Below are 20,684 nucleotides of genomic sequence, written 5' to 3' on the forward strand. Positions count from 1 at the left end.
CAGAACCCGACTTTTTCGCCAACATCTCGAACCGCCAAGAGCATCAGCTCCCAGCACCTCTCGACATCACCACCTGCAACCAGCACCCTTGAGCACACAGCCTCAGTGATCAGCGAAGCCTCGTAGTATATACCTGTTTTTAGCCTGATGTCAAAGGCGCCCAAAGTTTTTCACTTGGCGCTGCAGGCGCCAAAACCCCGAGGCATCTACAGCGCAACCCGTGGATCACCTGTAGGGTCCCTCTCTATATATAGATATAGAGGGCTCGATTCGGCGGGCCAGGATAATCCTCGGCTTGTTGTTCCTCTCCCTCCGGATCCATGGCGCTTCTCACCTTACAGGACGCCCAACTGGCCTATGGCCATGTGGCGCTGCTCGACCATACCGACTTTGCTCTTGAATCCCAGGAGCGCGTGGGCCTCATTGGTCGCAACGGCACGGGCAAGTCTTCGCTGCTCAAAGTACTGGCCGGACTTGAGCCCATCGACGATGGCGCCTTCCAGCAGCAGTCCGGTCTCCGTGTGGCCTACGTCCCTCAGGAGCCGGCGTTGGACGAGTCCGTCACGGTCTTCGAAGCCGCCAGCCTCGGGCTCGGGGAAGCGCGCACCTTGCGTGATCGCTATTTGCAAGGCAGCGACGCCGAAGACTTGCACCTGATCCAGGAGCGCATCGAGGCGCTGGATGCCTGGAACTGGGAACAGCGCGTACAGGAAACCCTGCAGCGTCTGCATCTGGATGCCGAGGCAATCGTCGGCGCCTTGTCGGGCGGCAACCGCAAACGGGTGGCCTTGGCCCAGGCACTGGTGAGCCGCCCCGATGTGCTGCTGCTGGACGAGCCCACCAACCACCTGGACCTGGACAGCATCGCCTGGCTGGAAGAGCTTTTGCTAGGTTTCAAAGGCAGTGTGGTGACCATCAGCCACGACCGCGCCTTCCTGGATCGCATCACGACCCGCATCGTCGAACTCGACCGCGGCCGGTTGGGCAGCTATCCCGGCAACTTTGTCCGTTATCAGGCGCTGAAAGAGGAGCAACTGGCCCAGGAAGCGGTCATCAATGCGCGCGCCGACAAGCTGCTGGCCCAGGAAGAGGTGTGGATCCGCAAGGGCGTCGAGGCCCGGCGAACCCGTGCCCAGGGACGCATCGTGCGCCTGCAGCGGCTGCGGGAAACCCGTGCTGCGCGGCGCGACACCGTGGGACGCGTGCGCATGGAGGTGGCCAGCGGCACCGCCAGCGGCAAGATCGTGGCTGAGCTCGACAACGTGACGGTATCGTTCCCCCTTCCCGATGGCGGTCGTCAAACCGTGATCCGCGGACTGTCCACCACCATTCTGCGCGGCGACAAAGTGGGGCTGATCGGGCCGAACGGCGCCGGCAAGACCACCTTGCTCAAGACCTTGCTGGGGCAATTGGCACCTGACAGCGGCACGGTGCGCCAAGGCAGCAACCTCAGCGTGGCCTACTTCGACCAGATGCGCGAACAGGTTGATCTGGACGCCACGCTGGAGGACTTCATCAGCCCCGGCAGCGAATGGATCGAAATCGGGAACCGGCGCACCCACGTGCGCAGCTATCTGGGCGACTTCCTGTTTTCGCCCGCGCGCGCCAGTTCACCCGTTCGCACGCTCTCTGGCGGCGAACGCAACCGCCTGTTGCTCGCCCGTCTGTTCGCGCGCCCGGCCAACGTGCTGGTGCTGGACGAGCCCACGAACGACCTGGACATCGACACCCTGGAGCTGCTGGAAGACCTGCTTCAGCAGTACGAAGGCACGGTGTTCCTCGTCAGCCACGACCGGCGCTTTCTCGACAACGTGGTGACCAGCACCCTGGTGGCCGAAGGCGAGGGCCGCTGGCGCGAATACGTGGGCGATGTGCAGGACTGGCTGACCCAGTCGGCACGGGCGACCGAACTCGCCACGCCTGCGGCCGCCAAACCCGAGCGGACCGCTGGCGCCGCGCCACCGGCAGAGGCCGACACCGCCGCGCCGCCCCCGGCGGCCGGCAAGCGCAAGCTCAGCTACAAGGAGCAGCGCGAGTTCGACGCACTGCCCGCCCGCATGGCCACACTGGAACAGGAACTGGCGGCGGTGGACAAAGAACTCGACGGCGGTCAACTATTTGGTACCCATCCGTCCAGAGCCGCTCAACTCGCCGGCCGACATGCCGAAATCGAGGCAGAATGGCTCCAGGCCCTCGAACGCTGGGAGGCGCTGGGCGGCCAGTGACCCACGGCGCGAAGCGCCCCTGCAGCCCTCGCGCCCCATGAAACCTGCCTCTGCGCATTCACCGCAACGTCTCGCCCAGGATTTGCAGCGTGCCCTGCAAGAACTGAGGGGTGAGCGGGAGCGGGTCCGGCAGTTGCTGGCCGAGGTGGACCGGCAGAACGGCGAAATCGACCGGCTTCGCAACTCGTTCCACCACGAATCCAACAGCCGCCTGCTGGCCGAAGAAGCGCTCGACGAAACCCGGGACCGGCTGGAGCTGGCTGTCGCCGCCGCCGGCCTGGCACTCTGGGACTGGCAGCTGAGTTCGAGCCAGGTGTTTCTCAACTCCCGCTGGGGCGAAATGATCGGCGACCTGCCGCAGGGCGGCTACTGGGATACCGACCGCCTGCTGGAGCGGGTGCATCCCGAAGACCGCCCGCGCGTGTCCGCCGAGGTGCGCGCCCTGCTGGCCGGGGAGGTTGCACGGGCGTCGGCAGAGTACCGCGTGCGCACGGCCCAGGGCTGGCTGTGGATCGAAAGCCATGGCATGGTGGCCGAACACGATGCCCTGGGGCGACCGCTGCGGCTGATGGGCACCCATGCCGACATCCGCGAACGCAAGCGCGTCGAGGCCGCCGGGGAGCAGGCCCGCGCGCTCGCCGAACAGGCCAGCCGGGCCAAGAGCGAGTTCCTGGCCAACATCAGCCACGAAGTCCGCACCCCGCTGAATGCGCTGATGGGCCTGACACGGCTGCTCATGGATTCGCCCCTCAACGCGGAACAGACCAACTGGCTCTCGCTGATGGACAGCTCGGCGCACGCCCTGCTGGCGCTGCTCAACGACGTGCTGGATCTCTCCCGCATCGAGGCCGGCAAGCTCATGCTGGAAGACGTGCAGTTTGATCTGGCAGAGGCGCTGGAGGATGTGGGGCGCCTGTACGCAGAACAGGCCCAGGCCAAACCGCTGGGCTGGTCGCTGTCGATGGCGCCCGACCTGCCACCTCATATTCATGGCGACCCGGGCCGCCTGCGGCAGGTGCTGGGCAACCTGCTGTCCAACGCGCTGAAGTTCACGCCCCGGGGCGGGCAGGTCCGGCTGGAGGCTGACGTGCTGCACCCCGCCGAGGGCGGACCGCCCCGGTTGCGGTTGCGCGTGCGGGACACGGGTGTGGGCATCGCGCCGCGCCACCAGGCCCAGATCTTCGAGGCCTTCACCCAGGCCGACGCGTCGACCGCCCGACGCTTCGGCGGCAGCGGGCTCGGGCTGGCGATCTGCGCCCGGCTGGTGCAGTTGATGGGCGGCGAAATCGCCGTGCAGAGCGCCCTCGGGCAGGGCAGCTGTTTCACCATCACGCTGCCCTTGCGCGAGGCAGCGCCGGCCGACAGCGCGCCCCTGAGCGCCCCCATGGAGCTGGACGAACTGGCCCAGGCCGGCCAGCGCTTTGCCGGCCTGCGGGTGCTGCTGGCCGAAGATCACCCGGTCAACGAACTGATCACCAGCCAGCTTCTGCGCCGGCTCGGATGCACCGTCAGGCCCGCCCACGACGGGCACGAGGCGGTGGCCACCTGGGAACAGGGAGACACCGATCTGGTGCTGATGGATGTGCAGATGCCGGGCAGCAACGGCCTGGAAGCAACGCGCCGCATCCGGCTGCGCGAAATCGAGACCGGGCGCCCTCACACCCCGATCATTGCGGTGACCGCCAACGCCATGAACGGCGATCGCGATGCCTGCCTCGCCGCCGGCATGGACGGTTACGTGCCCAAACCCGTCAGCCCGCAAGCCCTGATCCGGGCCATCGACGATGCGCTGCTGAAAGTGCAAGGCATGCGCGCGGGCGCAGCCGCCGCAGCGCCGGCGCCCGCCGTTGTTGGCGACACCCCGACCGCCAGCGCCGACGCCCTCGACCTCGAAAAGCTCCGCCGCCGGCTGGATGGCGATGAGGCCACCCTGCGCCAGCTCGCCGAGGTGATGCGCACCGACCTGGCCGCCCGGCTGGCCGAGCTGCACCAGGCGCTGCAGCGCCGCGATGCCGACGCGGCCATTGCCCACGCCCACGGCCTCAAGGGCTCGCTCGGCAGCATGACCGCCGACCGGGGCGCCCGCTTCGCCAAAGGGCTGGAGCTGGCAGCACGCTCCAAGGACTGGAGCCTGTTCGAGCGCGCCCTGCCGCTGATGCAGGCCGAAGCCCAGAAGATCGATGCCGCGCTGGCCGCCCTGCTCAGCGCGCGCCCGCCAGCCGGCTGAACGTGCGCCAGAAGGCGGCGTCCTGCGTGGTGGCGAAATTGATGCGCATGAGCGTGCTCGGCGCCCGGTTGGCATAAAACAGCGAGCCGGGCGCAGTCAGGTAACCCTCATCCAGCAGGCGCTGGGCCAGCGCCTCGGTGTCGGTGCCCGTGTCCACCCAGCCGAACAGGCCGGCCGGCTCGGCCACGAAACGGCACCCGGCCGCCTGGGCCAGCTTGGCGCTGCGGCTGCGCGCCAGGTCAAGCCGGTGCCGAATGCGTTCGGCGTGCCGCCGCAGTTGCCCCTGCTCGATGCAATGCGCCATGGCACGCTCCAGCAGGCTCGGCGTGGTCAGCGTGGCCAGCATCTTGGTGTCGAGCAGGCGCTCGGTCCAGTCGGGCGGCGCCACCAGGTAGCCCACCCGCCAGTTGGGCGCAAGGATCTTCGCAAAACCGCTCACGTAGATGGTGCGCTGCAGGCCGTCGAGCACCCCCATGCGGGTGGCGTGTTCGGGAGCGATGTGGCCGTAGGTGTCGTCTTCGACCACCAGGAAATGGTGGCGCTGAGCCAGTTGCAGCACGCGGTGGGCACTGGCCGGCGTGAGGCTGTAGCCGGTCGGGTTGTGCAGCACGCTCACACTCACGAACAGCTTGGGCGCGTGCGCCTCGCAGTAGCGCTCCATCACGGCCAGGTCGGGCCCGGCCGGGCCGCGCGGCACCGGCAGCACCCGCATGCCCAGTGCGTGCAACCGGGCGAATTCCACCGCCCAGCCCGGCTCTTCCACCATCACCGCGTCGCCGGGCTTGAGCAGCGTGCGGCTGACGATGTCCAGCGCGTGCGTCGCGCCCACGGTGGTGATGATCTGCGCCGGGTCAGCCGGCAGGCCCATGCCCTGCAGCCGCGCCGCCAGCACGCGGCGCAGCAGGCCGTCCCCCTGGGGCTCGCCATAACGCAGCGAGGCGTCGGCCAGCGCCGCGTGGGTGCTGACTTTGCGCACGGCCGCCGACATGAAGCTGTTTTCCAGCCATTCGGGCGGAAACACCCCGGCCCCCGGCTGCGGCTTGCCTTCGGACGGATGGAACATGCCGCGGATCAGCGTCGCCGCGTTCACGGGCGCCACCATGCGCGGAACGGCAGCGCCCGGGGCGGTGGCCGGGCTTTTGCCGGCAGCGCTGCCCGCGGAGGCCGGCCCCCGCTCGCGCACGAAAAACCCCCGGTTGCGGCGCGCCTCCACCAGACCGCGCGCGAGCAGCTGGTCGTAGGCCGCCACCACCGTCGACGGGTTCAGCCCGTGCTGCTGGGCGCACTGGCGCACACTGGGCAGCCGCGCGCCGGGCGCGAGCAGGCGGTCGCGGATGCGGCTGGCAAAGCGTTCGGCCAGCTGCTCCGTCAGGGTCTGGGCCGCGGTGCGCGAGAGCGTCGCTCCGGGAACGGGCGCGACCGGCAGATCGTCGGCCGAAGGCGTCTGGGGTGTATGGACAGGATCAACCATACAGATGCGAAAACTGAGCCATGAAAGTGTATGGAATGTGTATGGATGCCAAGGATAAAGTGTCTGCTCCTATCCCGCAACACCCCCGCACCTGCTTCATGCCCCTCACCCCATGACCGCCAGCGAATTCAGCGCCCTGCTGGTGCTGGCCACGGCCACCAGCTTCACCCCAGGCCCCAACACGACCCTGTCGACCGCCCTGGCTGCCAACCAGGGGCTGCGCCGCGCACTGCCCTTCGTGTGCGCCGTGCCGGTGGGCTGGTCGCTGCTGCTGGCGCTGTGCTCGGCCGGGGTGGGTGCGCTGGTGCTGGCGCAACCCCTGCTGCGCAGCACCATCCTGGCCGGTGGCTGCGCCTACCTGGGTTGGCTGGCCCTGCGGCTGTGGCGCAGCCGGGCGCTCGGGCAGGCCGACAGCCAGCGCCTGAGCGCCGGTTTTGGCGAAGGCGTGTTGCTGCAGTTTCTCAACATCAAGGCCTGGATGCTGGCGCTGTCCATCGTGGCGGGCTGGATCGCCGGACATGACGACGCCTGGCAACGGTTCGCTCAGGTGCTGCCACTGATGCTCGCCTTCGCCTTCTTCAGCAACCTGACCTACGCGTTGGTGGGTTCGCTCCTGCGCGAGTGGCTGGCCGGCCCGCTCGAACAGGGTCAGCCCAGCGGCCGGCGCCTGCAGGTTTTCAACCGCGTGATGGCCAGCGCCCTGGTGCTCACGGCCATCTGGATGCTGATGCGCGGCCTGGGAGCGCCGGCATGAACGCGCTCGCCGCCGCCACCCCCGACCTGCACCGCCTGCTGGCCGGACTGCCGGGGCCGGTCAGTGCCGACTATCCCCACGGCCAGCCATTTGTGCAGGCGCTGTCGCACGGCTCGCTCCGGGTTGAGCTGTTCGTGCCCGCCACCTCGCGCCTGGGCCGCGACATCCAGTCACCCCACCCGCAGGACGAGCTGTACGTGATCCAGCACGGCCGTGCCCGGCTGCGTGTCGGTGACCACTGCGGTCCGGTGCGCGCGGGCGACCTGCGCCTGGTGCGCGCCGGCGTCGCCCACCGCTTTGAAGAATTCAGTCGAGACTTTGCAACCTGGGTCGTGTTTTTCGGCCCGCCTGGAGGAGAACGTCCATGACCTGGACCCTGGCGCAACGCGCCCACAAGATGAACCCTTCCGTGATCCGCGAGATCCTCAAGGTCACCGAAAAACCCGGCATCATCAGCTTCGCTGGCGGCCTGCCTTCGCCCAAGACCTTCCCGGTCGACGCCTTCGCCCAGGCCTGCGAAACGGTGCTGCGCACCGACGGCCGTGCCGCCCTGCAGTACGCCGCCAGCGAAGGCTACCGCCCGCTGTGCGAGTGGGTCGCGCGGCAGTTGCCCTGGGACGTCAGCCCCGAGCAGGTGCTCATCACCACCGGCAGCCAGCAGGGCCTGGATCTCGTGGCCAAGGTACTGATCGACGAAGGCAGCACCGTGCTGGTGGAAACGCCGACCTACCTCGGCGCCCTGCAGGCCTTCACGCCCATGGAGCCGACCATCGTCAGCGTGGACAGCGACGCCGAAGGCATCGTGGTGGACGATCTGGTGAAGAAGGCCCCGGGCGCGCGTTTCCTGTACGTGCTGCCCAACTTCCAGAACCCCACGGGCCGCAGCATGAGCGAAGCGCGCCGGCAGGCCCTGGTGGACGCCGCGCAGGCGGCCGGCCTGCCCATCGTGGAAGACAACCCCTATGGCGACCTGTGGTTCGACCAGCCGCCGCCGAAGCCGCTGACCGCGCGTTGCCCCGAAGGCTGCATCTACCTGGGCTCGTTCTCCAAGGTGCTGGCGCCGGGCCTGCGCCTGGGCTACGTGGTCGCGCCCCCGGCGATCATGCCCAAGCTGCTGCAGGCCAAGCAGGCGGCCGATCTGCACAGCCCCAGCTTCAACCAGCGGATGGTGGCCGAAGTGCTCAAGGACGGCTTCCTCGACCGCCACGTGCCCACCATCCGCGCGCTCTACAAGCGCCAGTGCCAGGCCATGCTCGACGCGCTGAAGCAGGAGATGGCGGGGCTGGACGTGCAGTGGAATTCGCCCGACGGCGGCATGTTCCTGTGGGCGCGCCTGCCCGCCGGGGTCGACGCCATCGCGCTGCTGCCCAAGGCCGTGGACAAGGGCGTGGCCTTCGTGCCCGGCGCCGCCTTCTACGCCGACGACGCCGACCCGCGCACGCTGCGCCTGTCCTTCGTGACGGCCAGCGAAGAGCAGATCCGCATCGGCATCAAGGCGCTGGCCGACGCCGTCCGCGAAGCGGTGCAGGGCTGAAGGACCGACATGGCTCCCGCGCCCGCCACTTCGTGTGCTTCGCTGTCCCCCGGCGGCGACCGCACCCCGCTCAAGCTCTGGGGCCGGATCAGCTCGATCAATGTGCGCAAGGTGGTGCTGTGCGCCCAGGTTCTGGGCGTGCCCTTCGAGCGCATCGACGCGGGCCTGAGCCACGGCGTGGTGGACACGCCCGACTACCGCGCCAAGAACCCCAACGGTCTGGTGCCGCTGCTGGAAGACGGCGACTTCACGCTCTGGGAGTCGAACGCCATCGTGCGCTACCTGTGTGCCCGCCAGGCCGAAGCCGCGGCGAGCCCCGATGGAACGGCGCCCAACTGGTACCCCGCCGACCTGCAACACCGCGCCGACGCCGAGCGCTGGATGGACTGGCAGCAGACCACGCTCAACCCCGCCGGCAGCCCCGCCTTCAAACAGTGGTTCCGCACGCCCGCGGCGCAACGCGACCCGGCAGTCATCGCGGCCTCGGTGGCGGCGGCCGAGCCACTGTTCGCACAGCTGAATGACCACCTGGCCCACCAGCCCTTCATGGCCGGTGCGGCGCTCACCATGGCCGACATCCCGATCGCCTGCGAGGTCCACCGCTGGTGGGGCCTGCCGCAGCCGCGCCCGGCCTGGCCGCACCTCGAACGCTGGTACGCCCACTGGCTCAGCCAGCCCGCCAGCCGCGGCGTGCTCGACCTGCCCCTGTCCTGACACCGGAGAACCTTCATGCCGACACGCGCCTTCAAACAGGTCGACGTCTTCACCACCACACCCTACCGCGGCAACCCGCTGGCGGTGGTGCTCGACGGCACGGGCCTGGACACGGCCACGATGCAGCACTTCACCAACTGGACCAACCTGTCCGAATGCACCTTCGTGCTGCCGCCCACGCCCGAGGGCGCGGCCGCCGGCGCCGACTACCGCGTGCGCATCTTCTGCCCCGGGCGCGAACTGCCGTTCGCCGGCCACCCCACGCTGGGCACCTGCCACGCCTGGCTGCAGGCCGGCGGCACACCGCGCGGCGAGCAGGTGGTGCAGGAATGCGGCGTGGGGCTGGTGAAGATCCAGCGCGACGGCGACCGGCTCGCGTTTGCGGCACCGCCGCTGCGCCGGGGCGGGCCGCTGGACGACGCCGACCTGGCGCTGATCGCCCGCGGCCTGGGCGTGGCACGCGAAGACATCAGCGCGCACGCCTGGTGCGACAACGGGCCGCAATGGCGCGGCGTGATGCTGCGCAGCGCCGAACAGGTGCTGGCGCTGCGGCCGGACGCCGAGTGCCTGGAAGGCCTGGAAATCGGCGTGGTCGCGCCCCAGACCTCGGGCGAGACGCAGTTCGAGGTGCGCGCCTTCTTCCCCGGCAACCACAGCCTGACCGAAGACCCGGTGACCGGCAGCCTCAACGCCGCGCTGGCGCAGTGGCTCATCGGCGCGGGCCTGGCGCCCGATCGCTACGTGGCCGCGCAAGGCACGGTGCTGGCGCGCGAAGGCCGGGTGCACATCCAGCGCGACGCCGGCGGCACGATCTGGGTCGGCGGCGCCAGCGTCACCTGCATCGACGGCCTGGTGCAACTGTGACCGCCGCCGCGCCCGCCCAGCTCGACCACCTGGTGGTCGCCGCACGCACGCTGGACGATGGCGTGGCCTGGTGCCGGGCCACCCTGGGCGTGGAGCCCGGCCCCGGCGGCGCGCACCCGCTGTTCGGTACCCACAACCGGCTGCTGCGGCTGGACAGCGTCGACCACCCGCGGGCCTACCTGGAGATCATCGCCATCGATCCGCCGGTGCGGCCTCAGCGCGCGCCAAGCCTGAAGCGCTGGTTCGACCTCGACGACCCGGCTCTGCAGGCCCGGCTCGCGCAACAGGGGCCGCAACTGGTGCACTGGGTGGCGGCCGTGCCCGATCTCGCGGCCGCGACGGCGGCCTGGGCCGCGCTGGGCATCGACCGTGGCCCGGCGCTCGCGGCGTCGCGCCCCACGCCGGACGGCCTGCTGCAGTGGCAGATCACCGTGCGCGACGACGGGCAACGCCTGTTCGACGGCGCCTTGCCAACCCTGATCCAGTGGGGCGACACGCACCCGTCGGCCCGCATGGCCGGCGCCGGTCTGACCCTGCGCAGCCTGCACCTGCAGCATCCGCAGGCCGACCGCCTGCAACAGGCTCTGGCCGCCATTGGCCTAACCGGCGTGGCGGCCTCTGCAGGGCCGGCACGCCTCACCACCCGCCTGAGCGGGCCCGACGGGCAAGAGCGGTGCCTGACGCATCCGCTGCTGGCCGCCGGCAACCCCTCTTTCCCCTGAGCGGCACACCGCCGCACCGAAGAACCGCCCCATGACCCTGCCCACCCGCACCGACATCGAAGCCGCCGCCGAGGTGGTGTACCGCGAATTCCCGCCCACGCCGCAGTACCGCTGGGCGCTGCTGAGCCAGCGCCTGGGCACCGACTGCTGGGTCAAACACGAAAACCACACCCCGGTGGGCGCGTTCAAGATCCGGGGCGGGCTGACCTACTTCGACCAATTGCGCCGGCGCGGCGAGCTGCCGCGCGAAGTGATCAGCGCCACCCGCGGCAACCACGGCCAGAGCATCGGCTGGGCCGCGCGCGCCCACGGCGTGCGTTGCACCATCGTCGTGCCGCATGGCAATTCGGTGGAAAAAAACGCGGCCATGCGGGCGCTGGGCGTGCAGCTCATCGAACACGGCAGCGACTTCCAGGAAAGCCGCGAACACGCCATGCAACTGGCGGCCGAACGCGGCGCCCACATGGTGCCCAGCTTTCACCCCGACCTGCTGCGCGGCGTCAGCACCTACTGGTGGGAATTCCTGCGCGCCGTGCCCGATCTGGCGGTGGCCTACGTGCCCATCGGCCAGGGCTCGGGCGCCTGCGCCGCGATCGCGGCCAAAACCGCGCTGAACCACCCGGTGCGCCTGGTCGGCGTGATCAGCGCGCACGCCACCACCTATGCCGACTCGCTGGCGGCGGGCCGCGTGGTCGAAGCCCTCGTGTCCACCGAGCTGGCCGATGGCATGGCCTGCCGGGTGGCCGATGCCGCGGCACTGGCGATCCTGGGCCCCCACCTCCACCACCTGGTGCCGGTGAGCGACGCCGACGTGGCCCAAGCCATGCGCTGGCTGTTCGCCGACACCCACAACGTGGCCGAAGGCGCTGGCGCTGCGGCCCTGGCGGCGGCCTGGCAGGAACGCGATCAACTGGCCGGTCGGCCGGTGGGCATCGCCCTGACGGGCGGCAATGTCGACAGCGCCGTGCTGGCGCGGGTGCTGGGCGCGGCGGCCTGAAAGAAACCGCCTCAGGCGGCGGCCGGCCGGACCAGGCGGGCCACGACCTCGCAGAACGCCTCGACGGCGTCGGTCTTGAACACCACTTCGGCCACGCCGACGGCGTCGGCCTCGGACTGCAGTTCGTCGCTGATGTAGCCAGAAGCCACCGCCACCGGCAACCCCGGGCTGATGGCCCGCACCGCGCGCGCCACATCCAGCCCCGACATGCCCGGCATGTTGTAGTCGGTCATCAGCAGGTCGAAGCGCTCGGGTGCGGCGCGCACCGCATCGATGGCTTCCTGCTGGTCGGTGAAGGCCGACACCTGGTAACCCCGACGCTCCAGCAGGCGACGCACCAGGAACACCAAGGTGTCGTCGTCATCGAGATACAGGATGTGTCGGGGCGTCGCGGGTGTTTCGGCCATCGGGCTCACCTCCGGTGAAGCGGGTACAGGATCAGCTGACATTGTGACCGCTTCGGCCGGTGCCGGGGCGCCCTCACCTGCCGTCGCAGTCACGGCCGGCACCGAAGCCGGCTGCGTCATGGCCGACGCCCCCGGGAAATAGAGCGAAAACCGCGTGCCCTCCGCCGTGCCCGAACAGACTTCAATCGCGCCGCCGTGCGCCTGCACGATGCCCAGCACCACCGACAGCCCCAGCCCGGTGCCGCGGCCCACGGCCTTGGTGGTGAAGAAGGGTTCGAAGATGCGCGCACGGGTCGCCTCGTCCATGCCGCAGCCGTCGTCGGCCACGGTGATGCACACCGCATCCACGCCGTCCTGCCGGCAGGTCTGCGCCACCTCGTCCGGGAGTTCGGCCGCGTCGTGCCGGACACCACGCACCTGGTATTCGATGCGGCCGGACCGGCCCTCGAGCGCGTGGATGGCGTTGGTGCCCAGGTTCAGCAGCACCTGACCCAGCTGGGTAGCGTCGGCCCGCAAGGCCGGCGTGGCCGGGTCGATGGTGGTGAACAGTTGCACCTGCGGCGTGATCGCCGTGCGCAGCAGGGCACAGGTTTCGTTGACGATGGTCGCCGGCTCCACCGGCATGCGCTCCAGCGGCTGCTGGCGCGAGAACGCCAGGATCTGGCGCACCAGCTCGCGCCCGCGGCGCGCGGCCGCGCTGATTTCGTGCAGGCTTTCCTGCGCCGGCGAACCCGCGCCCACGTCCTGCCGGGCCAGGTCCGCATTGCCCAGAATGGCCGCCAGGATGTTGTTGAAGTCGTGCGCCACGCCGCCGGCCAGCGTGCCCAGCGCCTCCATCTTCTGCGACTGCGCCAGATGCTGTTCAAGCACCTCGCGCTCGGCCTGCGCCTGCTTGAGCGAGGTGATGTCCACAAACGTGAAAACGACGTGTTGCAGACCGCCGAGCACGTCGTTCTCCGGATAGGCGTTGCACAGCGCCCAGCGCAGCGCCGGGGCATTCGGCTGGTGAAAGCCCAGCACCATGTCCGACACCGGTCGCCCCGTGGCCAGCACCCGCTCGAACGGCCGCTCGGGGCGCGGCATGCGCTGCCCGCTTTCCCGCAGAGGCTTCCACACCGGCAGCATGTGCACCACACCCTGGTCGGCCAGACCCAGGAAACGGCGCGCCGCCGAATTGATGGTCACCACGCTGTGGTCGGGCCGGAACACGATCACCCCGGCGCCAAGGTTTTCGACCAGGGCGCGCCATTCGGCCTCGCGGCTGGCCATCGAGTGGCGCGCCTGCTCGGCGTCGCGCCGCAGGCGCAGCGACACCAGCACCGCGTAAAGCACCGCCCGCAACAGCTTGGTCATCAGGAAAGCGAACAGAAACGCCGGCATCACATCGGGCCAGACCAGCCCGCTCGCGACCACCACCGCAGCCAGCGCCAGCAGAACCGCTCCTTCGAACACCGTCAGCAGCCGCAACGCGTTGAACTCCGGCACCTGCCAGCCGCCGTCGACCTGCTGGAGATCGCGCAGCGCCAGCGTGGCCGCGACCAGAACAGGCAGCGAGAACAGCACAAAACGCGTGCCCAAGCCATCGCTGACGGCATAGAGCCCTGCATGGGCCAATGTCAGCGCCCCCATGGTCAGCGCCACCAGCCGAATCGGCAACGGCAGGCGCAGATAACTGCGCAAGCCCAACCAGACCATCAGCACACTGGCATTGACCGCCAGACTGGCCAGGATCGCCGCTTGGGGCGGCCCTCCCCCGGCCCGCAGCCACAGCCCGAGCGACCCCAGGAGGCTCGCCACCGATGCCAGCGACCACCACCCCGGCCCGCGGATGGACGGGTAGCGCCGGGCCTGCGCCCAGAAGGCCAGCGCGATCAGCACGTCCGCGCCCATCCGCACCAGCACCAACGTGGGCAGATCAAGCGTCATGAAGCGCGAACCAGACGGACATCGCGCCATTGGAACACGGCCGCGTGACGGTGAAGCGCGCGAAAAATCACCCGGAAAACGCCCATTTCCCAGTGCCTCGCTGACGGGCCGGCGCCACGCCAGTCACTGCCGGGACAAACGCGGCCCGGTGGGCTCGCACAGAATCGCCGCCCATGGGAAACCTTTACCTTGTGCGCCACGGACAGGCGTCATTCGGCGCCGCCGACTACGACCAGCTCAGCCCCCTCGGCCGGCAACAGGCCGAGCGGCTCGGCCGTTACTGGGCCGAACGCGGACTGCGGCCAGCCGCCGTGCTCATGGGCTCGCTGCGCCGCCATGCGCAGACCTGGGCCGGCATCGCCGAAGGGGCCGGCTTCGACCTCGAACCGCTGGTCTGGCCCGGCCTCAACGAATACGACAGCGAGGCGGTGATCCGCGCGATCCACCCCCAGCCACTGGAAAAACCCCAGACGCCCGAGGGCTACCGGCAGCACTTCCGGGTGCTGCGCGACGGACTGCGTCAGTGGATGGACGGCACCATCAGCCCCGAGGGCATGCCCAGCTACGACGCCTTCGCGCACGGCGTGACCAGCGCGCTGGACCACGTGCGCGGCCAGCACCACGGGCAGGACGTGATCATCGTCTCCAGCGGCGGCCCGATCTCTACCGCCGTGGGCCATGTGCTGGGCCTGAGCCCCGACACCACGATCGAACTGAACCTGCGCATTCGCAACAGCGCGGTGACACAGTTCCAGTTCAACCCCAAGCGGCACAGCCTGCTGACCTACAACACGCTGCCCCATCTCGACAGTCCGGATTACACGGACTGGATCACCTTCGCCTGAGCGGCGCTGCACAGTCCCCTGGCGTGCGCCTGGATGCCCGCGTTCGCGGGCATGACGGGACTGGTGTCGCGGGCTGACTGGGCTGACTGGGCTGACTGGGCTGACTGGGCTGACTGGGCTGACTGGGCTGACTGGGCTGACTGGGCTGGCGGGCTGGCGGGCTGGCGGGGCAGGATGAACGGAGATGCCAAGCCGTCGTTCCTGCACGGGCAGGAGCCCAGCGACAGCGTGCATGTCGTGCCCACAACCTTGACCGTCGTTCCCGCGCAGGCGGGAACCCAGCCCCCGCACAACCACGCCCAAACCCACACACCCGGATGCCCGCGTCCGCAGACATGGCGGTCTTTTCACCGGCTGCGTTACCGCGCCGGGTAGGCCGGCTGCTCGTTCAGCGTGTCCGGCGGCAAACGGTCTATCTCGCCCAGCAGCCGGGCCAGCGCCCGGCCGGCGGCGTCAAGCAGGGCGTGGCCGTCTTCGGCCGTGGCCGCCGCGGCATTGCCGGCGGCGCCTTCGGGGTGGTAGTCCTGCATCATCCAGGCCAGCTTGGCGCTGCGGCCGTTGCCCAGCGTGGCGAAACGTTCGGCCCGGTCCTGCGACGTGGAGCGGAAATCCCGTGCCCGGTCCTGGCGCACGCGCCCGGGCGCCAGCGCCAGCATCAGCGACGTTTCCACCGCGCCCGCGTGCACGCCGAACCGGTGTTCGGCCACGCTGAAGCGCTCATTGACGTCGCGCCCGTCGGGGTCGGTCAGGGGCAGGTTGAACCAGTTGACGCTGTAGACCAGCAGGCCAAGCCGGGCCCGCAGGTCGCGCGCCACCAGGTCGAGCGCGCCCACCTGCCCGCCGTGGCTGTTGAACAGCACGAGCTTGCGCACCCCGCTGGCGGCCACGCATTCACCGATCTCCGTCCACACCCGGATCAGCGTTTCCGCCTTCAGCGTCAGCGTGCCGGCAAAACGCGTGTGCTCGGGCGAGAAGCCGATGGCCTGCGTGGGCAGAAACAGCGCCGGCAGATCGACCGGCAGGTGCGGCAGGGCCGCCGCGATCACGCCGTTGACGATGTCGGTGTCCACCGACAGCGGCAGGTGCGGCCCATGTTGTTCGGTGGCTGCCACCGGCAGCACCGCGATGGCTCGGGCGCGGTCCAGCGCAGCGAAGTCGGCGGTGCTGAGGTCGGCCCAGTGGCGTGGCGTGGCGTTCATGGGTCGGATCTTAGGCCAAGGCCGGCGCTCGCACCGCCTTGCCGACCGCGCCAACACAGGCTGGCACGGGCTGGCACGCGCCGGTTCAGGGGTAGAGCCAGCGCCGCGACCAGGGCAGTTCGCGCGCGCTGCGCCCCGCCGGCCGGCACAGCACCTGGAACAGCGCGATCTCGTCGTGCTCGAAGGCCCAGGCGCAACCGGCCAGGTACACGCGCCAGATGCGCCAGTGCCGCTCGTCCACCAGTTGCCGCAGCGACTCGGTCCGGGCCTCGAAGGCGTCGCTCCAGCACTGCAGGGTACGCGCGTAGTGGCGGCGCAGGTTTTCCACGTCAAAGGCCTCCAGCCCACCTTCCTGCAGCGTGCGCAGCACGGTGCCGATGTGCGGCAGCTCGCCCTGCGGGAAGACGTAGCGCTCGATGAAGCCCCCGCCGCCGTGGGCCGTCTCACCGTCCTGCGGATCGGTGCTGGTGATGCCGTGATTCATGGCCCAGCCGTCGGGCACCAGCAGGTCGCGGATGCGCGTGAAGTACGGCGTCAGGTGGTTCAGCCCCACGTGCTCGAACATGCCGACGCTGGTGATGCGGTCGAACGGCCCGTCGCTCACGTCGCGGTAATCCTGCAGGCGGATGTCGATCCGGTCCTGCAGGCCCGCCGCCTGCACACGTTCGGTCGCCAGATCGAACTGCTGCTGCGACAGCGTGATGCCGACGCAGCGCGCGCCGAACTTCTGCGCCGCCCGCAGCACCAGCGCGCCCCAGCCACAACCGATGTCGAGCAGCCGCTGGCCCGGCGCCAGCCGGACCTTGGTGAGGATGTGGTCGATCTTCTTTTCCTGCGCCTGGGCCAGCGTCTCGTCGCCGTTCTCAAAATAGGCGCAGGAATAGACCATCGCCGGGTCCAGCCACTGGGCATAGAAGGCGTTGGACACGTCGTAGTGGTACTGGATGGCCTGGCGGTCGCTTTGCCGCGTGTGCTGGAAGCTGCGCCGGATGCGCCCGAGCAGCCCGCCTTCGGGCTCGGCCGTGTCGGCCAGCCGGTGGGCCACGGCCAGGATGTCGCCCAGGCGGCCTTCGACATCGATCAGGCCTTCCACGTAAGCCTCGCCCAGCGTGGCCAGGCTGGGGTCGATCAGCAGCCGCAGCGCCTGCGGGTCGCGCACGCGAATCTCCACCTGCGGCTGTTCAAAATCACCCAGGGCCAGCGACGCGCCGCCGCTGTCGCCCCAGCGCAAACGCACCGGCAGGTTCGCTGTGCGCCGCACCCGCTGCACCCATGGCTGCAGAGCCAGTTCCACCATCGATCCCATGCATGCACCTCCATGCCGACAGGTCGTTGAAAGACAAGCGAACCCGCTTTTTAGCCCAATCGGGCGGGGCTGTGAACCGCATGGGCATTCAAACGCCTCTATCGAAGCGATAGCACGGTCCCGTCATCCAACAGCCAGCGCTGATATTTGGCGACAATCTCCGACAGCAGCGGGAACCCCGGCCGGGGTGCCGCGCTCCTATCTGCGGGCCCTCCCGGCCCGCGCCTGCCCCTCGCCCCACGTTCACCATGCCCGGTTTCGCCGCTTTGTTGTCTTCGCTGTTTCCGCCGTTGCGCCGGCTGGCTTTTCTGGGGCTGGCCGCGCTGTGGGGCGCCACCGGGGCGTCGGCGCAGAGTCTGCTGGCCGGCCCGGTGGTCAGCACCGCCCAGGTGCGCGCCGAACTCATGGCCCACGCGCCCCAGGGCGCCGCGCCGGGCGCCACCGTCTGGGTCGGCCTGCAACTGCGCCACACCCCCGACTGGCACACCTACTGGAAGAACCCGGGCGATTCGGGCCTGCCCACCGAACTGAACTGGACCCTGCCGCCCGGCGTGAGCGCGGGCGCCATCCAGTGGCCCACGCCGCGCAAGTTCCCGCTCGGCACCCTGGCCAACTACGGCTACGACGGCACCGTGCTGCTGCCCGTGCCGCTGACCGTGGAGCCCGGCTTCAGCGGCCAGCAGATCGACGTGCAGCTCCAGGCCAACTGGCTGGTCTGCCGCAAGGAATGCATTCCCGAAGAAGGCAGCTTCAGCCTGCGCATTCCCGTGCTGGGTTCGACCGCCTTGAACGGCGCCGCCTTCAACGACGCGCTGGCGGCCGCGCCCAGCGCCCAGCCCGCCGGTGCCAGCCAAGTCAGCCCCGGCGACGGCTTCCTGCAGGTGTCGCTGGCCGACCTGCCCGAACGCCTGCGCGGCCGCCCGCTGGAATTTTTCCCCGAAGCGCCCGGCCTGATCGAACCCGGATCGCCCTGGACCCAGGCCTGGGACGGCAGCCGCTGGACGGCCCGCGTGCCGCTGTCGCCGCACCGCGCCGACGCACCCGCCCAGCTCGCGCTGGTGGTGGCCCCGGCCCAGCCGCCGGGCGAAGGCCCGGGCACCGACGGTGTGCGGCTCGACGTGCCGGTGCAAGGCGCCTGGCCCGCCGTGGCCGCGCTGCCCGCCGCCGTGCCCGATGCCCTGCAGGCCGCGCTGGACGCCAACGCCGCCCGCGCGACCGGCAGCGCGGGCGCGGCGCCCCAGGTCAGCACCGGCGCCCGCATCACGCTCTGGGCCGCGCTGGCGGGGGCGCTGCTGGGGGGCCTCATCCTCAACCTCATGCCCTGCGTGTTCCCGGTGCTGGCGATCAAGGTGCTGGCCTTCACCCAGCATGCTGACGACCGCTCGGCCCACCGCCGCAGCGGCCTGGCCTACACGGCCGGCGTGGTGCTGTCCTTCCTGGCGCTGGGGGGCCTGCTGCTCGCGCTGCGCTCGGCCGGCGAAGCCATCGGCTGGGGTTACCAGTTGCAGAGCCCCGGCGTGATCGCCGCGCTGGTGGTGCTGTTCACCCTGATCGGCCTGAACCTGGCCGGGCTGTTCGAAGTGGGCAACGTGCTGCCTTCGGGCCTGGCCAGCCTGCAGGCGCGCAACCCCACGGTCGACGCCTTCCTCACCGGCGTGCTGGCCGTGGCCGTGGCCTCGCCCTGCACCGCGCCGTTCATGGGCGCCTCGCTCGGGCTGGCCATTGCCCTGCCGGCCTGGCAGGCGCTGGCCATCTTCGGCCTGATCGGCCTGGGCATGGCCCTGCCCTACCTGGCCGCGAGCTGGTGGCCCGCCGTGGCCCGCGCCCTGCCCCGCCCCGGCCCCTGGATGCAGACCCTGCGCCAGTTCCTGGCCTTCCCGATGTTCGCCACCGTGGTGTGGCTGCTGTGGGTACTGGGCCAGCAGACCGGCATCGACGGCGCCGCCGCGCTGCTGCTGATTTTGCTGGCGCTGGCGCTGCTGGTCTGGGCCCTGGGCCTGCGTGGCAAAAGCCGGCTGGTGCTCGGCGGCGGCGCGCTGGCCGCGCTGCTGTGGCTGGGCGTGGCCGTGGGCCCGCACATCACCCGCCTGGCCGACCCCGAACCCGCCGCCGCCAGAGCCACCGCCGTCGAAGGCCTGGCCTGGCAACCCTGGAGCGCCGAAACCGAAGCCGCCCTGCTGGCCGAAGGCCGCACGGTGTTCGTCGACTTCACCGCCGCCTGGTGCGTGACCTGCCAGTACAACAAGCGCACCACCCTGGCTGACACCGCCTTGCTGACCGACCTGGCCGGCCGCCAGGTGGTGCTGCTGCGTGCCGACTGGACGCGGCGCGACCCCGCCATCACCGCCGCCCTGGGCCGCCTGGGCCGCAGCGGCGTGCCCGTGTACGCCCTGCACCGGCAAGGCAGCCCGTCGCAGGTGCTGACCGAAGTGCTGACCGTGGAAGAAGTGCGCTCGGCGCTCGGCCGGCTCTGAGCCACGGCGCCGCACACCCCCACCCGTTCCTGGAGAACACCCCATGCTGCAACGCCGCCCCCTCATCGCCCTGGGCGCCAGCGCCCTGGCCGCGCCGGCCCTGCTGCACCCACGCACCGTGCACGCCGCCGCCCTGGTCGGCCAGCCCGCGCCCGACTTCACGCTCGAAGACACCGCCGGCAACCCGGTGACGCTGTCGCGCTTCAAAGGCCAGCCCGTGGTGCTGGAATGGACCAACCCCGGCTGCCCCTTCGTGCGCAAGCACTACAGCGGCAATCTGCAAGCGCTGCAGAAGGCCTACACGGGCAAAGGCGTGGTATGGCTGGCCATCAACTCCACCGAAGACGCCAGCGCCGACTACCTGACCCCGCCGCAACTGGCGCGCTGGATGCAGGAAAAGAACGCCGCCCCCACCGCCACCCTGATGGACGACGAAGGCCGGGTCGGCCAGGCCTACGGCGCCCGCGTGACGCCGCACCTGTACATCGTCAACGCCCAGGGCGTGCTGGTCTACGCCGGCGGCATCGACAGCATTCCGTCGGCCCGCGTGGCCGACATCGACAAAGCCACCAACTACGTGCGCCAGGGCCTGGACGAACTGCTCGCCGGCCAACCCCTGAGCAAACCCACCAGCCTGCCCTACGGGTGCAGCATCAAATACAAGGGCTGATACCCGGGCCGCCCCCGCCCCTTCGCTTTGCGCGCTTTTTTTATCAGCGAAGCACGTCGCGAATCGTCGGGTCCTTGTTGAACTGCGCCTTGGCGAACGGGCACAGCGCGATCACCCGGGTACCCGTCTCGCGCGCCCACTGCACCAGCGCGTCCAGCAGACGGCGGCCCACGCCCTGCCCACCCAGGCTCGCGTCCACCTCGGTGTGGTCGATCACGATCAACTGGTTGAACCGCCCCGGGTTTCACGGAGGCCCGTTGGCTTGAGTCAGGCCGACGTGGCCTGCTGCTCAAGAGTGCGATAGTAGTTGGCCTCGAACTCGGCCGGCGGCACGTAGCCCAGCGGTGCC

17 protein-coding genes are annotated in these 20,684 nt (G+C 70.1%); 12 read left to right on the forward strand and 5 right to left on the reverse strand.

Annotated features, from left to right (window positions below; translation table 11 throughout):
• Positions 1 to 320 precede the first annotated feature (320 nt).
• Together L0977_RS24535 and L0977_RS24540 are read left to right on the forward strand one after the other, a co-directional pair.
• Positions 321 to 2,225, forward strand: a complete 1,905-nt coding sequence (locus tag L0977_RS24535; protein WP_234267541.1) for an ATP-binding cassette domain-containing protein — start codon at positions 321 to 323, stop codon at positions 2,223 to 2,225.
• A gap of 37 nt (positions 2,226 to 2,262) precedes the next feature.
• The gene (locus tag L0977_RS24540) at positions 2,263 to 4,452 is read left to right on the forward strand and encodes a PAS domain-containing hybrid sensor histidine kinase/response regulator (RefSeq protein WP_234267542.1); all 2,190 of its coding nucleotides are present in this window, start codon (positions 2,263 to 2,265) and stop codon (positions 4,450 to 4,452) included.
• Here the strand turns inward: L0977_RS24540 and L0977_RS24545 are convergent.
• Entirely contained in the window at positions 4,427 to 5,923 is a 1,497-nt protein-coding gene (locus L0977_RS24545; RefSeq protein WP_234267543.1) for an aminotransferase-like domain-containing protein, read from the reverse strand. The two genes, L0977_RS24540 and L0977_RS24545, sit on opposite strands and share 26 nt — an antisense overlap.
• Positions 5,924 to 6,035: 112 nt before the next feature.
• On the opposite strand from L0977_RS24545, the gene L0977_RS24550 reads away from it, so the two are divergent.
• Genes L0977_RS24550 through L0977_RS24580 form a run of 7 tightly spaced genes read left to right on the forward strand, consistent with a single transcriptional unit; the run spans position 6,036 to position 11,508 of the window.
• Positions 6,036 to 6,677, forward strand: coding sequence for a LysE family translocator (locus L0977_RS24550; protein WP_234267544.1), 642 nt, complete (start codon positions 6,036 to 6,038; stop codon positions 6,675 to 6,677).
• The gene (locus L0977_RS24555) at positions 6,674 to 7,045 is read left to right on the forward strand and encodes a cupin domain-containing protein (protein ID WP_234267545.1); all 372 of its coding nucleotides are present in this window, start codon (positions 6,674 to 6,676) and stop codon (positions 7,043 to 7,045) included. Before L0977_RS24550 ends, L0977_RS24555 begins: the two co-directional genes overlap by 4 nt.
• A complete protein-coding gene (locus L0977_RS24560) occupies positions 7,042 to 8,211 on the forward strand; it encodes an aminotransferase-like domain-containing protein (RefSeq protein ID WP_234267546.1) in 1,170 nt (389 codons plus the stop codon). Before L0977_RS24555 ends, L0977_RS24560 begins: the two co-directional genes overlap by 4 nt.
• A gap of 9 nt (positions 8,212 to 8,220) precedes the next feature.
• Positions 8,221 to 8,925, forward strand: a complete 705-nt coding sequence (locus L0977_RS24565) for a glutathione S-transferase family protein (protein WP_234267547.1) — start codon at positions 8,221 to 8,223, stop codon at positions 8,923 to 8,925.
• A 15-nt stretch (positions 8,926 to 8,940) separates the two neighbouring features.
• Positions 8,941 to 9,789, forward strand: a complete 849-nt coding sequence (locus L0977_RS24570; RefSeq protein WP_234267548.1) for a PhzF family phenazine biosynthesis protein — start codon at positions 8,941 to 8,943, stop codon at positions 9,787 to 9,789.
• Positions 9,786 to 10,511 carry a VOC family protein gene (locus tag L0977_RS24575; RefSeq protein WP_234267549.1) on the forward strand — a complete coding sequence of 242 codons (726 nt, stop codon included), beginning with the start codon at positions 9,786 to 9,788 and terminating at the stop codon, positions 10,509 to 10,511. Before L0977_RS24570 ends, L0977_RS24575 begins: the two co-directional genes overlap by 4 nt.
• Before the next feature lie 31 nt (positions 10,512 to 10,542).
• Complete coding sequence (locus L0977_RS24580) at positions 10,543 to 11,508, forward strand: threonine dehydratase (RefSeq protein ID WP_234267550.1); 966 nt, start codon at positions 10,543 to 10,545, stop codon at positions 11,506 to 11,508.
• 11 nt (positions 11,509 to 11,519) lie between these two features.
• On the opposite strand, the gene L0977_RS24585 is transcribed toward L0977_RS24580, so the two are convergent.
• On the reverse strand, positions 11,520 to 13,841 hold the full coding sequence (locus tag L0977_RS24585) for a hybrid sensor histidine kinase/response regulator (protein ID WP_234267551.1): 2,322 nt from the start codon (positions 13,839 to 13,841) through the stop codon (positions 11,520 to 11,522).
• A gap of 173 nt (positions 13,842 to 14,014) precedes the next feature.
• Here L0977_RS24585 and L0977_RS24590 point away from each other — a divergent pair, with 173 nt between their 5' ends.
• The gene (locus L0977_RS24590; RefSeq protein ID WP_234267552.1) at positions 14,015 to 14,686 is read left to right on the forward strand and encodes a histidine phosphatase family protein; all 672 of its coding nucleotides are present in this window, start codon (positions 14,015 to 14,017) and stop codon (positions 14,684 to 14,686) included.
• Between the two features lie 359 nt (positions 14,687 to 15,045).
• Here L0977_RS24590 and L0977_RS24595 read toward each other — a convergent pair whose 3' ends face one another.
• Both L0977_RS24595 and L0977_RS24600 read right to left on the reverse strand, forming a co-directional pair.
• Positions 15,046 to 15,885, reverse strand: a complete 840-nt coding sequence (locus L0977_RS24595; protein ID WP_234267553.1) for a creatininase family protein — start codon at positions 15,883 to 15,885, stop codon at positions 15,046 to 15,048.
• 85 nt (positions 15,886 to 15,970) lie between these two features.
• Positions 15,971 to 17,191: an SAM-dependent methyltransferase gene (locus tag L0977_RS24600; protein WP_234267554.1), complete on the reverse strand. Its 1,221-nt coding sequence runs from the start codon at positions 17,189 to 17,191 to the stop codon at positions 15,971 to 15,973.
• Between the two features lie 248 nt (positions 17,192 to 17,439).
• Here L0977_RS24600 and L0977_RS24605 point away from each other — a divergent pair, with 248 nt between their 5' ends.
• A complete protein-coding gene (locus L0977_RS24605) occupies positions 17,440 to 19,665 on the forward strand; it encodes a protein-disulfide reductase DsbD family protein (protein ID WP_442786669.1) in 2,226 nt (741 codons plus the stop codon).
• A 43-nt stretch (positions 19,666 to 19,708) separates the two neighbouring features.
• Positions 19,709 to 20,335 (forward strand): thioredoxin family protein, encoded by a 627-nt coding sequence (locus L0977_RS24610; protein ID WP_234267555.1) that lies wholly within the window; start codon positions 19,709 to 19,711, stop codon positions 20,333 to 20,335.
• A 43-nt stretch (positions 20,336 to 20,378) separates the two neighbouring features.
• Here L0977_RS24610 and L0977_RS24615 read toward each other — a convergent pair whose 3' ends face one another.
• On the reverse strand, positions 20,379 to 20,552 hold the full coding sequence (locus tag L0977_RS24615) for a GNAT family N-acetyltransferase (protein WP_234267556.1): 174 nt from the start codon (positions 20,550 to 20,552) through the stop codon (positions 20,379 to 20,381).
• Positions 20,553 to 20,684 lie beyond the last annotated feature (132 nt).

Origin of the sequence: Hydrogenophaga sp. NFH-34, assembly GCF_021401345.1 — a bacterium.
Lineage (GTDB): Bacteria > Pseudomonadota > Gammaproteobacteria > Burkholderiales > Burkholderiaceae_C > Hydrogenophaga > Hydrogenophaga electricum.